Here is a 14,472-nt window from a genome sequence, read left to right on the forward strand (position 1 = left end):
CGATATGAACGAGTTGGATTCCCTGGTCGAAAGCGCGACGCAACTGTTTGCCCAAAGCGCCACCCCTGCTGATCTGGAAAACGCCAAGGCGCAGTTTCTGGGCAAGGCGGGCCGCGTAACCGAGCTCATGAAGGGCATGGCGCAGCTGTCCGTCGAGGAAAAGAAATCCCGCGGTGCCGCCATCAATGTTGCCAAGCAGGCCATCGAAGCCGCTCTCACGGCGCGGCGTCAGGCGCTGGCCGATGCCGAGCTGCAGGTCCAACTCAAGGCCGAGGCGCTGGATGTGAGCCTGCCGGGCCGCCAGCGCGGGCATGGCGGCTTGCACCCCGTGTCGCTCACGCTCGAGCGCATCGAGGGCATCTTCGGCTCCATGGGTTTCGACGTGGCCCAGGGCCCCGAGATCGAGACCGACTGGTTCAATTTCACCGCACTGAACACACCGGAAGACCATCCTGCGCGTTCCATGCACGACACGTTCTACGTGGAGGGCGGCACTGACACCGCCCCCAACCTGCTGCGCACCCACACCAGCCCGATGCAGATCCGCCACGCGGTGCAGCATGTGAAGAAGCACCGCGCGCTGCTCGACGCCGGCCAGCCCATGCCCGAGATCCGCGTGATCGCGCCGGGCCGCACCTACCGGGTGGACAGCGATGCCACCCACTCGCCCATGTTCCACCAGTGCGAAGGCCTATGGGTCGGCGAGAACGTGAGCTTCAAGGACCTGAAGGTCATCTTCACAGCGTTCTGCCGCACCTTCTTTGAAAGCGACGACCTGGTCTTGCGCTTTCGTCCGAGCTTCTTCCCCTTCACCGAGCCCAGCGCCGAGATCGACATCCAGTTCCAGACCGGCCCGCTGGCCGGCCGCTGGCTGGAGGTGGCTGGCTCCGGCCAGGTGCACCCGAACGTGGTGCGCAACATGGGCCTCGATCCGGAAAAGTACATCGGCTTTGCCTTCGGCATGGGCCCCGACCGCCTGACCATGCTGCGCTATGGCGTGAACGACCTGCGCTTGTTCTTTGACGGCGACATCCGCTTCCTGTCGCAGTTCCAGTAAAGCCCGCCGATTTAGCGACGCGCGCACGCCCGGCGGCAGCGCGCTGATCCTTTAGAACAAGAGTCCAACTATGCAATTTCCTGAATCCTGGTTGCGCGAGTTCTGCAACCCACCCCTCACGACGGCCGAGCTGGCCGAGACGCTGACCATGGCCGGCCTCGAGGTGGAAGAGCTGCGCCCCGTGGCGCCTCCCTTCACCAAGATCGTGGTGGGCGAGATCAAAGAAGCCGTGCAACACCCTGATGCCGACCGCCTGCGCGTGTGCCAGGTGGATGTGGGGCAGGGCGCCTTACTCAACATCGTGTGCGGCGCGCCCAACGCCCGCGTGGGCATCAAGGTGCCGTGTGCCATGGTGGGCGCAGAGCTGCCGCCCGGCGACGACGGCAAGCCGTTCCTCATCAAGGTCGGCAAGCTGCGCGGCGTGGAGAGCCAGGGCATGCTGTGCTCGGCCCGCGAACTCAAGCTGTCCGAGGACCATGGCGGTCTGCTGGAGCTCGATGCCTCGGCACCCGTGGGCCAAGACATCCGCACCCACCTGAACCTGGACGACACGCTGTTCACGCTCAAGCTCACGCCCAACCTGGCGCACTGCCTCAGTGTGTACGGCATTGCGCGCGAAGTGTCGGCCCTCACCGGCGTGCCGCTGCAGCAGCCTTCGTTCCCCGCCGTAGCGGCAACACTGTCCGACAAGCTCGCCGTCAAGGTGAGCGCTCCCGACCTGTGCGGCCGCTTTTCCGGCCGCATCGTGCGCAACGTGAACACGCGCGCCGCCACGCCCCAGTGGATGCTGGACCGCCTGGCGCGCTGCGGTCAGCGCGGCGTGTCGCCGCTGGTCGACATCTCCAACTACGTGATGTTCGAACTGGGCCGGCCCTCGCACATTTTTGATCTGGACAAGATCCACGGCGGCCTGGACGTGCGCTGGGGCAAGCCCGGCGAGCAGCTCAAGCTGCTCAACGGCAACACCATCACTGTGGACGACAAGGTCGGCGTGATTGCTGACGAGCAGCAGGTCGAGTCGCTCGCCGGCATCATGGGCGGCGACGCCACCGCCGTGTCCGACGACACGAAGCACATCTACATCGAAGCAGCGTTCTGGTGGCCCAAGGCTGTGGCCGGGCGCTCGCGCCGCTTCAACTTCTCCACGGATGCCGGCCACCGCTTCGAACGCGGTGTGGACCCGAGCCTCACGGTCGAGCACATCGAGCGCATCACCCAGCTGGTCATCGACATCTGCGGCACGCCGGACACGGCCTGCGGCCCCATGGACGACCAGTCCGTGAACCTGCCCATGCCCCAGCCCGTCACGCTGCGCGTGGCGCGCGCTTCCAAGGTCATCGGCATGCCCCTGACCCAGGCGCAGTGCGCTGACGTGCTGGCCCGCCTGGGCCTGCCGGTGGTGCAGGGCGAAGGCACGCTCACCGTCACGCCGCCTGCTTACCGCTTCGACATCACCATTGAAGAAGACCTGATCGAAGAAGTGGCGCGCATGGTGGGCTACAACAACCTGCCCACCACGCCGCCCTTGGCGCCCATCACGCCCAAGCTGCCGGCCGAGGCCACGCGCAGCCCGTTTGCCGTGCGCCGCTCGCTGGCCGGGTTGGGTTACCAGGAGACCATCAACTTCAGCTTTGTCGAAGAGCGTTGGGAGCATGAGCTGGCCGCGAACGCCCAGCCCATCAAGCTGCTCAACCCCATCGCCAGCCAGATGAGCGTGATGCGCTCGACGTTGCTGGGTTCGCTGCTGCAAGTGCTGAAGTTCAACCTGGACCGCAAAGCCCAGCGCGTGCGCGTGTTCGAACTGGGCCGCGTGTTCCTGCGCGACGCCGCCGTGCGCAACACCGACACCACCGTTGAAGGCTTCAACCAGCCCATGCGCGTGTCCGGCCTGGCCTACGGCCCGAACGACGCCCTGCAGTGGGGCCGCAAGGAGCAGGCCATCGACTTCTTCGATGTGAAGGGCGACGTGGAGGCCTTGCTGGCCCCGCTGCAGGCCAGCTTCGAGCCTGCCACGCACCCAGCCATGCACCCAGGCCGCTGCGCGCGCGTGGTGGTAGACGGCCGCGCCATCGGCTTCGTGGGCGAGCTGCACCCGCAGTGGCGCCAGTCCTGGGACCTGCCGCTGGCACCGGTGATGTTCGAGCTCGAGCTCGACGCCGTGATGCAGCGCGTGGTGCCGCAGTTCAAGGCAGTGGCCAAGCACCAGGCGGTCGAGCGTGACTTGGCCGTTGTGGTGGCTGAGCGCGTGACGCACGCTGACGTGATCTCGGCGGTGCAGCAGGCCGTTCCGGGCGGCATGTTGCGCTCGACGGTGCTGTTCGACGTGTACCGCCCCAAGCCCCTGCGTGCAGGCGAAGAAGCACCCGCTGGCGGCCTTGCTCAGGGTGAAAAGAGTCTGGCCGTGCGCCTGACCCTGGCCCGGGACGAGGCCACGCTGACCGAGGCCGAGATTGAGGCCGCGATGCAGGCAGTGGTGGCCCAGCTGGTGCAGCGCACGGGTGCGCGCCTGCGTGTTTGATGACAACGATATTGCCCAAGAGGGGAGTGATGCCATGATCGAATTTGCCGTCGAAAGCCTGGAGACACCGGCACTGACCAAGGCGCAGCTGGCCGATCTGCTGTTCGATCAGATTGGCCTGAACAAGCGCGAGTCCAAGGACATGATCGACGCGTTCTTCGATCTGATCTCCCAGAGCCTTGTGGAAGGCAAGGATGTCAAGTTGTCGGGTTTCGGCAATTTTCAGATTCGCACCAAGGCGCCGCGCCCGGGGCGCAATCCGCGCACGGGCGAGGCCATTCCGATCAAGGCACGCCGCGTGGTGACATTTCATGCCAGCAGCAAGCTCAAGGAACAAATCCAGACGGCCGCTGCTTCGTGAATTTGTGCCGTTTTTGTGACCAGAATGTTGCCGATGGCTGGCGGTCTGCGCGCGTCTGCAGTACGCTAGTCGGCTGTTCGGTTTGAATCCACAACCCATGGGCACCCCCCTCCCTTCCATCCCCGCCAAGCGCTACTTCACGATTGGTGAGGTCGCGGAGTTATGTGGCGTCAAGCCCCATGTATTGCGCTACTGGGAGCAGGAGTTCACGCAACTGCGTCCCATGAAGCGGCGTGGCAACCGGCGCTATTACCAACACCATGAGGTGCTGATGATCCGCCGCATCCGTGACCTGCTGTACGACCAGGGTTTCACGATCAGTGGCGCGCGCAATCGCCTGCAGGAGCTTGCGCATCCTGCCCGCGATGATGTGGGGCCCGATGCGCCATTGGATGGACTGGATTCCGAGATGCCGAGCATGTTGGTGGACAGCGCCCGTGACCTCTCTATCGAGGCGACGGGGTTCACGCTGGACTCCAATGCAGTGCGCAAAGAATTATTTGAGATTCGTGCGCTGCTTTCTCTGAACTGATGGTTTTTCTGCATATAATCTAAGTCTTGTCGGCGTGTAGCGCAGCCTGGTAGCGCACTTGCATGGGGTGCAAGGGGTCGCGAGTTCGAATCCCGCCACGCCGACCATTGATCGCAAAAGCCCAGAACCGAAAGGTTCTGGGCTTTTTTGCTGGCGCCGTGAAATCGGTGCCGTGAATTGCCGTGGTGGCTAGGGCTCTCGCACTTCCCGCGGTCCACCTCAGGTGCTCACAAACAACCGCCCTCGTTGCTACGTGCGCCCAGTGCGTCTTCGGGGTTAAGGACTCACATGATCGATGGATTGGTGTCAGGGCGCCTTTATGGCGATGCCGAGCAGCGTACCGACAAGACGGGCAAGCTCTTCACCGTGGCCAAGGTGCGCGCTAGCACGGCCGATGGCGAGACGTTGTTCGTGAATGTGATCGCATTTGACAGCGATGTTCGCGCGTCCCTGCACCACTTGCGCGATGGCGATGCGCTGGCCCTCGCCGGTAGCTTGGTGCCCAAGGTCTGGACCGATAAGCAGGGCGTCACCCGGCCTGCGCTGGACATGGTGGCGCATCGGGTGCTCACCTTGGCTGACAACGAGCATTGAGATTCAGCCTCGGCGAGTTGCGCTGACGTCATGGCTGGGGCGGCCCGGATCAGCGAGGTTTTTTGCGGGCAGGCTCGCCTTGCTTGAACCCCAGTGCATGAAGTTCTTCTTCGCTCAAGTGCAGCTCGGTCAATTCGGGTTGCCGCGCTTCGATCGTACGCCGCCGTTCGTAATTGGTGGGAGGGCCTTTTTCCTCTTGCCGGCGGTCCGTGCCGCTGCGCCTTTCGCTTGTGGATCTGCGTTCTGTCATGGTGATGTCTCCGTGGTTGCGGTGGAGCTGGTCTCCTCACGGCTATCTCATCTCGCTGGAGTCTGCCTCCGGATCGCGGGTTTGAAAACAAAAAAATCACCGCAGACGCTCGATCGGGCCCGAAGCGAAGGCAGGGTCCGGCACGATGAGCCGGCATGAGCTTCCGCGCAGTACGTCTTTCAGGCGTTTCATACCTCCGGTCAACCGCCAAGCATGTGTGCCGCTGCTACTGAACCTGTCTGACACGGCCCGCTTCAGGCGCTCGCACTATGTTGGTGAGGCCGTGCACCGCATTGATGCGAGATCGCAGGGCCCACGCAGACAGCCGTGGAGCACGACCTCTCGAAAGCCCACACTGCCCGGGTTCTCAGGCCGCCAATCGCACCCCGGCATGGATATTGCAGTTGGATGGACACCCGTCGGTGAAGCTGCCTGCGGACTGACAACAACCCCTCCGCTAATGATGGCGGAACACCCGAGCGAGCCGCGGCTTATGCAGCCGGCCGCTTGGTAGTTCCAACCCACGCCCGTGGTTCCGCGGAGGGTGCGTTGTGCCGCAAGGCACGGCACATCCTGCACCCCTTGATGCGGTTCCCCGGGTTCTTGCAGGATGAGCAAGCATGAAAATCGTTCTCATTGGCCACGGCATGGTCGGCCACAAGTTCCTCGAAAGCCTGGCCGAGACCGGCATGACCGGCGTCGAAGTCACCGTGCTGTGCGAGGAGCCGCGCCCCGCCTACGACCGGGTGCACCTGTCGGCCTTCTTCAGCGGTACTTCGGCCGACGAGCTTTGCCTGGTCGAGCCCGGCTTTTTCGAGCGCACCGGCTTCACGCTGCGCCTGGCGGCGCGCGCCGCATCGGTGGACCGCCGCACCCGCACCGTGACCACGGCCGATGGCGAGGTGCTGAGCTATGACAAGCTGGTGCTGGCCACCGGCTCCAACCCCTTCGTGCCCCAGGTTCCTGGGCGCGACCGCGAGCACTGCTTCGTCTACCGCACCATCGAAGACCTGGAGGCCATGCAGGCCTCGGGCGCCAAGTCCAAGACCGGCGTGGTCGTGGGCGGCGGCCTGCTGGGCCTGGAATGCGCCAAGGCCTTGAGCGACATGGGTCTGGAAACCCACGTGGTCGAGTTCGCCCCCCGGCTCATGGCCGTACAGGTGGACGAGGGCGGCGGCCGCGTGCTGCGCGCCAAGATCGAGGAGCTGGGCGTGCAGGTACATACCGGCCGCAACACGCAGGAGATCACCGATGGCGCGCGTGCGCGCCACCGCATGGTGTTTGCCGACGGCACCTACCTGGAAACCGACATGATCGTGTTCTCCGCCGGCATCCGCCCGCGCGACGAACTGGCGCGCCAGAGCCTGCTGGCCATCGGCCCGCGCGGTGGCGTGGCCATCGACAGTGCCTGCCGCACCAGCGACCACGATGTCTACGCCATCGGCGAATGCGCCTCGTGGAACGAGCAGACCTTCGGCCTCGTGGCCCCCGGCTACGACATGGCGCGCGTGGCGGCCCGCCACATCGCGGGCGAGACCGACGCGGCCTTCGTCGGTGCCGACATGAGCACCAAGCTCAAGCTCATGGGCGTGGACGTGGCCAGCATCGGCGACGCGCATGCGAAAACGCCGCACAGCCGCACCTGCCAGTACGTGGACGAGCGCCGCCAGGTCTACAAGAAGATCGTCATCAGCGAAGACGGCAAGCAGCTGCTGGGCGCCGTGCTGATCGGCGACGCCACCGAGTACGGCACGCTGCTGCAGATGGCGCTCAACGGCATCGCGCTGCCCGAGGACCCCGAGTTCCTGATCTTCCCGTCCAGCGACGGCAAGGCCAGGCCCGGCCTCGGCGTGGATGCCCTGCCCGACACGGCGCAGATCTGCTCGTGCAACAACGTCACCAAGGTCGGCATCTGCGAGGCCGTGGGCAACGGCGCCTGCACCATCGCCGAGATGAAGGCCTGCACCAAGGCCGGTGCCACCTGCGGCGGCTGCGTGCCCCTGGTGACCCAGGTCATGAAGGCCGAGATGGCGCGCCGCGGCATGGCCGTGAACAACCACATCTGCGAGCACTTCGCGTACTCGCGCCAGGAGATCTACCACCTGGTGCGCGTGGGCAACATCAAGAGCTTTGGCGATCTGCTGGCCCAGCATGGCAAGGGCATGGGCTGCGACATCTGCAAGCCCGTGGCAGCCAGCGTGTTCGCCTCGTGCTGGAACGAGTTCGTGCTCAAGAAGGAACTGGCCGGGCTGCAGGACAGCAACGACTACTACCTGGGCAATATCCAGAAGGACGGCACGTATTCGGTGGTGCCGCGCATGCCCGGTGGCGAGGTCACGCCCGACGGCCTGATCGCCGTGGGCCAGGTGGCCAAGAAGTACGGCCTGTACACCAAGGTCACCGGCGGTGCGCGGGTGGACATGTTCGGTGCGCGCCTGGAGCAACTGCCTTTGATCTGGGAGGAGCTGATCACCGCCGGTTTCGAGTCCGGCCATGCCTACGGCAAGTCGCTGCGCACGGTCAAGAGCTGCGTGGGATCGACCTGGTGCCGCTATGGCGTGGGTGACAGCGTGGGCCTGGCCGTGGAACTGGAGAACCGCTACAAGGGCCTGCGCGCCCCGCACAAGATCAAGTTCGGCGTCTCGGGCTGCACGCGCGAATGCGCCGAGGCGCAGGGCAAGGACATCGGCATCATCGCCACCGAGAAGGGCTGGAACCTCTACATCTGCGGCAACGGCGGCATGAAGCCGCGCCACGCCGAGCTGTTCGCCTCCGACCTCACGAAGGAAGACCTGGTGCGCATGATCGACCGGGTGCTGATGTTCTACGTGCGCACGGCCGACCGGCTGCAGCGCACCAGTACCTGGCGCGAGAACCTGGAGGGTGGCCTCGACTACCTCAAGGATGTCTTGCAAAAGGACAGCCTGGGCCTGTGCGCCGAGCTCGAATCGCAGATGCAGCACGTGGTGGCCACCTACCAGTGCGAGTGGAAGACCGCCATCACCGACCCCGAGACGCGCAAGCGCTTCCGCTCGTTCGTGAACAGCGACAAGGCCGACGAGAACGTGCTCTTCGTCGAGGAACGCGGCCAGATCCGCCCCGCACGCGCAGAGGAACGTGGCCAGACCCCTGCCAAGGTCATCCCCATCCGCCAGGCCGCTTGAAGAAGAAGGACGAGAACACCATGAGCGCACTTCCCATGAACAGCAGCACCGACTCCCTTGCCTGGACCGACATCTGCGCGGTCGACGACATCCTGCCCAGCACCGGCGTCTGCGCCCTGGTGGCCGACCGCCATGTGGCGGTGTTCCGTACCGGCAGCGACCAGTTCTTCGCCATCGACAACGTGGACCCCAAGTCGGGCGCCAGCGTGCTCTCGCGCGGGCTCATCGGCAACCTGGGCGAGCGCGTCGTGGTCGCCTCGCCGCTGTACAAGAACCATTTCGACCTGCGCACCGGCGAATGCCTGGAGGCGCCCGAGCATTCGGTGCAGGCGCACGGCGTGCGCGCCGAGGGCGGGCGCATCAGCGTGGCCGTCGCCTGAATGCCCTGGGCGGCGTCCGGCGGGGTTAGCATCTGCGTATCCTGAATCCCGGAGTCTCCGCATGCCCGATCTGGCCGCCGCGCCCCTGTCCGTTTCCAGCCTCGTGCTGCGCTCGCGCCAGCTCGAGATCGATGCGGTGCGCCACCTGGCCAGCCGGGCTGCGCTGGTGGACGTGGTCGGGCAGCTGATCGAGGGGCTGCAGCGCGAGCGCGGCGCATCGGGCGTCTACCTGGCCTCCAAGGCCCAGCGCTTTGCCGACCTGCGCGGCCGCACCGTGCAGGAGGTCGTGGCGCTGGAGGCCAAGCTGCGCGCCGAGTTCGCCCAGCATGTGGAGCCCGCGCAGGGCGCCACGGCCAAGGCCTTGTCGCTGATGGCCTGGGCACTGCTGGGCCTGGACGCGCTGCCCGCGCTGCGCAGCCAGATCGACAAGCAGGCGATGACCGCCCACGATTCGATTGCCGCGTTCAGCCACCTGATCGCCGGCCTGATCGAGCTGGTCTTCCACGTGGCCGATGCGGCCGGGCTGCCCAGCGTCTCGCGCCAGCTCGTGGCCCTGGTGCATCTGGTGCAGGCGCAGGAAGAGGCGGGGCAGGAGCGGGCCATGGGCGCTTTGCTCTTTGCCTCGGGCCAGGGCAGCGACGCCCACCAGCAGCGCGTGCTGCACCTGATCGATGCCCAGGAGCGCAGCCTGCGCGCCTTTGCCGATTTTGCCGACCCGGCCTTGCGCACCCGCTGGGAGCAGCAGCAACTGGCCCCCGGCATGGTCCAGCTGGAGCGGCTGCGGCGCACGCTGTGCGTGGTGCGGCCAGGCGCCACGCTGGACAGCAACCTCAGCGACGCCTGGTTCGATGTATGCACCGAGCGCATCAATGCGCTGTGGCAGCTGCAGGTCGAACTGGTGCAGCGCCTGCGCGAGGACTGCGCGGCGCACATCGTGCAGGCCCAGCAGGACCTGCAGGACTCCAGGGGCCTGCTGCGCGGCCTGCGCGACAACCCGCCGCAGCGCACGCACGCGGTGGACCGCTTCTTCGATATCGCCATTGCACCGACGGCGGTGGAACCGCCTGCAGCGGCAGTGCAGGGCGCCGAATCGGCCTCGTTGCTGGAGCTGCTGCAGGCCCAGTCGGCGCGCATGGCCAGCATGGAAGCCGAGCTCGAAGCAGCGCGCCGCACGCTCAACGAGCGCAAGGTGATCGAGCGTGCCAAGGGCGTGCTGATGGCGCGCCTGGGCATGAACGAGGAAGTCGCCTTCCGCGTGCTGCAAAAAACCTCGATGGACCAGAACCGGCGCCTGCTCGATGTGGCCGAGGCCACGCTGTCCCTGCCGGACCTGGCATTCGCCCACCCCGACCGCAAAGGCGACAAGCCCGCCTGACCCAGGCTGGTGCCCGGCCTGCACTGATGTGAGGCCACCGCCACAGCATGCCCCCGGAACGTGCACGGTTTGCGGGAGTTTCCCCGACCTGGGCTGCCCCATGGAGGGTACGGAACTTGCAAGGACGGTGGTGGAGGGCGGGCTGATGGTGGCCTGCCTGCCATCTGTCTGCGGCTCGCCGCAGGCACAGGAATCGCGCTTCCAAGGATAACGGCGTCCCTTGCGTCCCCCAGCTGTCTGGGGGGGGCAGCGGACGCCGTTTTTCTTTGTCTTCTTCCTGGCGCGTTTCCCTGGGGTGCATCACCCCGAGGCGCCTGTCCGTTCCCCATTCCAAAGGAATTTCAATGGCCTACCTCGCCCCCGCCGAGTTCGTGACCAAGATGGTCGATTCCGGTGAATCCAAGCTCCTGATGTCCACCCGCGACACGCTGATCCGCTCCTTCATGGCCGGTGCCATGCTGGCACTGGGCGCCGCCTTCGCCGTCACCGTCACGGTGAACACCGGCAACGCGCTCCTGGGCGCAATGCTGTTCCCGGGCTGCTTCATCCTGCTGTACCTGCTGGGTTATGACCTGCTGACAGGGGTGTTCACGCTGGCCCCGCTGGCCGTGCTCGACAAGCGTCCTGGCGCCACCTGGGGTGGCGTCTTCCGCAACTGGACGCTGGTGTTCTGCGGCAACTTCGCAGGTGCCTTCATGGTGGCGGTGTTCATGGCCATCATCTTCACCTTCGGATTCAGCGAGGCACCCAACGCCGTCGGCGTGAAGATCGGTCACATCGGCGAGGGCCGCACTGTGGGTTACTCCGCGCACGGCGCTGCCGGCATGCTGACCCTGTTCGTCCGTGGCGTGATGTGCAACTGGATGGTGTCCACCGGTGTGGTGGCGGCCATGATGTCCACCTCGGTGTCGGGCAAGGCCATCGGCATGTGGATCCCCATCGCCCTGTTCTTCTATATGGGCTTCGAGCACAGCATCGTCAACATGTTCCTGTTCCCTTCGGGCCTGCTGCTGGGTGGCAACTTCACGGTCATGGACTACCTGGTCTGGAATGAAATTCCCACCGTCATCGGCAACCTGGTGGGCGGCCTGACGTTCGTGGGGGCCATGCTGTACTCCACCCACTACAAGACCGCGCCCAAGCGCAACGTGGCCTGAAGACCCTGCAGGGCCGGAACGGTCCGGCCCTGCGTGCGTGTACACCTGTGCCATGAGCGGCAAGAGCAACACCCTCGGCGTCACGCTGGGCCAGCACTCGCGGGCGGGGCAGGGCGGCGTCAACCAGGACTTTCACGGCGCTATGCTGCCGGCCGAGCCGCTGCGCACCTCCAAAGGCATCGCCGTTGCGCTCGCCGACGGCATTGGCTCCAGCGCCGTCAGCCAGGAGGCCAGCGCCGCCGCGGTGCGCTGCTTTCTAGACGACTACTACGCCACGACCGACGCCTGGTCGGTGCGCCGGTCGGCGCAGCGCGTGCTCGGTGCCACCAATGCATGGCTGCATGCGCAAACCATGCGCAGCCACGCGCGGTTCGACAAGGATCGCGGCTACGTCTGCACCTTCAGTGCGTTGATTCTGAAAGGCCGCGAAGTCCACGTATTGCATGTCGGTGACGCACGCATATATCGCCTGCATGCGCACTCATTGGAGCAACTAACGAAGGACCACCGTGTCCATCTTTCCTCCTTGGAGTCGTTCCTGGGCCGCGCGCTCGGCGCCAGCGACAACGTGGAGATCGACTATGCCTGCATGGTGGCTGAGGTCGGTGCCCTTTATGTCCTGGCGACAGATGGGGCCTACGCGTATTTCGATGCTTCGGACGTGCACCACGCGTTGTCCCGTTTTGCCGACGACTTCGACAGCGCTGCGGAAGCACTGATCACCCTCGCTCAGGCGCGGGGCGCTGACGACGACATGACGGTGCAGTTGCTGCGCATTGATGCGTTGCCAGAGCCCAGTCCCCATAACCTGCAGGTGCTGCGCGAGGGGCTGGCGCTGCCACCACCGCTGTCACCGCGCATGCTGTTCGAGGGCTACCGCGTGGTGCGTGAACTGCATGCCAGTTCACGCAGCCACGTGCATCTAGCCGTGGACGAGCGAACAGGGCAGCAGGTGGTGCTCAAAACGCCGTCTACGGCGCTGAGTGATGACCCGGGCTATCTTGATCAATTCCTGCTGGAAGAGTGGGTGGCCCGGCGTATCCACAGCACCCATGTGCTCAGGCCCCATGTCAGTGATCGACCTCGCCAGCATGTGTATGTGGCAATGGAGTTTGTGGAGGGCCAGACGTTGGCTCAGTGGATGGTGGACCATCCCCACCCAGACCTCGACGCCGTGCGCAGCATCATTGGCCAGGTCGCCAAAGGGCTGCACGCATTTCACAACAAGGAAATGTTGCACCAGGACTTGCGGCCTGAAAACGTGATGATCGACCGCACCGGCACCGTGCGCATCATCGATTTCGGGTCCACCCTGGTGGCAGGGCTGGCACCCGCAACGCCCGGCGCCCACGAAGCACCTCCCATCGCAGGCACCCTGCAGTACACCGCCCCTGAGTGCTTTATTGGCCAGGTGGGCACAGCCCGTTCCGATCTGTTTTCCCTCGCGGTTTTGGCCTACCAGATGCTGACGGCACAGCTCCCCTATGGCCTGCAGGTCGTACGCATACGCTCTCCGGCAGATCTGAAAGGGCTAAGGTATGTACCCGTGCGCCACCATCGGCCCGAGCTACCGGACTGGCTGGATGGCGTGCTGCAGAAAGCACTGCACCCAGACCCGCTCAAGCGCCAAGAGGCCGTGTCAGAGTTCCTGCACGACCTGCACTCACCCGGCCTGCAGTTTCAGCACAAGCGGGCTGTACCGCTCGTGGAGCGCAATCCGGTCGTTTTCTGGCAGTTCACCACGCTCGCGCTGGGCTTGGCGGTGGTGGTGCTGGTGGGCCTGCGTGTTTATGGGCACTGAGCTGTCCGACGTGGGCAGCCCTCGCGGCAACCGACGGTTGAGTGCAGGTTCTTCGACCCGTCAGGTGCCATAGCCCTTTGCGCGTAAGGGCCGTGATGTTGTTTGCCTGTGGGCGCTTCAGGAGTGCATGTTGGGTTATTCCCAAGCAAAAGGCCCCTGACTCTTGCGAATCAGGGGCCTTTATTTGGTGCCGGAGAGATGAATCGAACACCCGACCTTCTCATTACGAATGAGCTGCTCTACCGACTGAGCTACACCGGCGTAAGCCTCAAATTATAGCGTGGAATGGTAACTCGTCACCCGCTCCACCTCATTTTTTGACCCCAGGATCACGCTCACACGTTCATGCAGCTGGGTCGGCCGGATGTCCAGAATGCGTTGTTTCCCATTGGTGGCGGCGCCGCCGGCTTGCTCTACCAGCCAGCCCATGGGGTTGGCTTCGTACATCAGGCGCAGCTTGCCGGGCTTGTTGGGTTCGCGCTTGTCCCAGGGGTACATGAAGACGCCCCCGCGGGTGAGGATGCGGTGCACGTCGGCCACCATGCTGGCAATCCAGCGCATGTTGAAGTCCTTGCCGCGCGGGCCGTCCTTGCCCTGCAGGCATTCGTCGATGTAGCGCTTCACGGGTTCGTCCCAATGGCGCATGTTGCTCATGTTGATGGCGAATTCCTTCGTGTCTTCGGGAATGCGGATGTTCTCTTCGGTCAGCACGAACGAGCCCTGCTCGCGGTCGAGTGTGAACATGGCCACGCCGTCGCCCACGGTCAGCACCAGGGTGGTTTGCGGGCCGTAGATGCAATAGCCTGCTGCCACCTGCTGGGTGCCGGGTTGCAGGAAGTCGCCTTCCTCCACGCCACGGTCGCCATCGGGCTTCTTGAGCACGCTGAAGATGGTGCCGATGCTCACGTTCACGTCGATGTTGCTGGAGCCGTCCAGGGGATCAAACAGCAGCAGGTATTCGCCTTGCGGGTAGCGGTTGGGCACCAGGTAGATGCCGTCCATTTCTTCCGAGGCCATGGCGGCCAGGTGACCGCCCCATTCGTTGGCTTCGATCAGCACTTCGTTGGCGATGATGTCGAGCTTCTTCTGGATCTCGCCCTGCACGTTCTCGCTGCTGGCCGTGCCCAGCACACCGCCCAGCGCGCCTTTGTTGACGGCGTGGCTGATGCTCTTGCAGGCGCGGGCCACCACTTCGAGCAGCAGGCGCAGTTGTGACGGGATGAGGCCATCCACCCGTTGTTGTTCAACGAGGTAGCGGGTCAGGCTGATGCTTTTTGCCATGT

At 64.9% G+C, this 14,472-nt stretch carries 12 protein-coding genes and 2 tRNA genes; 11 read left to right on the forward strand and 3 right to left on the reverse strand.

Translation table 11 applies throughout. The annotated features are described in order from the left end of the window. The first annotated feature begins 4 nt into the window (after positions 1-4). The 6 genes from pheS to IB243_RS16190 all read left to right on the forward strand — a co-directional run bounded on the left by pheS (position 5) and on the right by IB243_RS16190 (position 5,062). Entirely contained in the window at positions 5-1,057 is a 1,053-nt protein-coding gene (pheS, locus tag IB243_RS16165; RefSeq protein WP_192428312.1) for a phenylalanine--tRNA ligase subunit alpha, read from the forward strand. 70 nt (positions 1,058-1,127) lie between these two features. After that, positions 1,128-3,575 carry a phenylalanine--tRNA ligase subunit beta gene (gene pheT / locus IB243_RS16170; RefSeq protein WP_192428314.1) on the forward strand — a complete coding sequence of 816 codons (2,448 nt, stop codon included), beginning with the start codon at positions 1,128-1,130 and terminating at the stop codon, positions 3,573-3,575. Between the two features lie 34 nt (positions 3,576-3,609). After that, positions 3,610-3,936 carry an integration host factor subunit alpha gene (locus IB243_RS16175; RefSeq protein WP_035198379.1) on the forward strand — a complete coding sequence of 109 codons (327 nt, stop codon included), beginning with the start codon at positions 3,610-3,612 and terminating at the stop codon, positions 3,934-3,936. Positions 3,937-4,033: 97 nt separating this feature from the next. Further along, positions 4,034-4,468, forward strand: a complete 435-nt coding sequence (locus IB243_RS16180) for a MerR family transcriptional regulator (protein ID WP_010465952.1) — start codon at positions 4,034-4,036, stop codon at positions 4,466-4,468. Between the two features lie 30 nt (positions 4,469-4,498). Next, positions 4,499-4,575, forward strand: a tRNA-Pro gene (locus IB243_RS16185). 181 nt (positions 4,576-4,756) lie between these two features. Continuing rightward, positions 4,757-5,062: a single-stranded DNA-binding protein gene (locus IB243_RS16190; RefSeq protein WP_192428316.1), complete on the forward strand. Its 306-nt coding sequence runs from the start codon at positions 4,757-4,759 to the stop codon at positions 5,060-5,062. 49 nt (positions 5,063-5,111) lie between these two features. Here the strand turns inward: IB243_RS16190 and IB243_RS16195 are convergent, their stop codons facing one another. After that, positions 5,112-5,312: a hypothetical protein gene (locus IB243_RS16195; RefSeq protein WP_192428318.1), complete on the reverse strand. Its 201-nt coding sequence runs from the start codon at positions 5,310-5,312 to the stop codon at positions 5,112-5,114. A 620-nt stretch (positions 5,313-5,932) separates the two neighbouring features. Here IB243_RS16195 and nirB point away from each other — a divergent pair. From nirB to IB243_RS16220, 5 genes are all read left to right on the forward strand, one after another. Next, on the forward strand, positions 5,933-8,476 hold the full coding sequence (nirB, locus tag IB243_RS16200; protein WP_192428320.1) for a nitrite reductase large subunit NirB: 2,544 nt from the start codon (positions 5,933-5,935) through the stop codon (positions 8,474-8,476). Between the two features lie 20 nt (positions 8,477-8,496). Then, the gene (gene nirD / locus IB243_RS16205) at positions 8,497-8,856 is read left to right on the forward strand and encodes a nitrite reductase small subunit NirD (protein WP_225584989.1); all 360 of its coding nucleotides are present in this window, start codon (positions 8,497-8,499) and stop codon (positions 8,854-8,856) included. A 61-nt stretch (positions 8,857-8,917) separates the two neighbouring features. Beyond that, positions 8,918-10,231 carry a nitrate regulatory protein gene (locus tag IB243_RS16210; protein ID WP_192428322.1) on the forward strand — a complete coding sequence of 438 codons (1,314 nt, stop codon included), beginning with the start codon at positions 8,918-8,920 and terminating at the stop codon, positions 10,229-10,231. A gap of 344 nt (positions 10,232-10,575) precedes the next feature. Beyond that, a complete protein-coding gene (locus tag IB243_RS16215; protein WP_010465827.1) occupies positions 10,576-11,388 on the forward strand; it encodes a formate/nitrite transporter family protein in 813 nt (270 codons plus the stop codon). A 52-nt stretch (positions 11,389-11,440) separates the two neighbouring features. After that, complete coding sequence (locus tag IB243_RS16220) at positions 11,441-13,189, forward strand: bifunctional protein-serine/threonine kinase/phosphatase (RefSeq protein ID WP_192428324.1); 1,749 nt, start codon at positions 11,441-11,443, stop codon at positions 13,187-13,189. 185 nt (positions 13,190-13,374) lie between these two features. Here the strand turns inward: IB243_RS16220 and IB243_RS16225 are convergent. Further along, positions 13,375-13,450: transfer RNA gene (locus tag IB243_RS16225), tRNA-Thr, on the reverse strand. A 12-nt stretch (positions 13,451-13,462) separates the two neighbouring features. Then, positions 13,463-14,470: a class 1 fructose-bisphosphatase gene (locus tag IB243_RS16230; protein WP_192428326.1), complete on the reverse strand. Its 1,008-nt coding sequence runs from the start codon at positions 14,468-14,470 to the stop codon at positions 13,463-13,465. Positions 14,471-14,472 lie beyond the last annotated feature (2 nt).

The sequence above is a fragment of the Acidovorax sp. ACV01 genome, assembly GCF_014851495.1.
GTDB classification, from domain to species: domain Bacteria; phylum Pseudomonadota; class Gammaproteobacteria; order Burkholderiales; family Burkholderiaceae_C; genus Acidovorax; species Acidovorax radicis.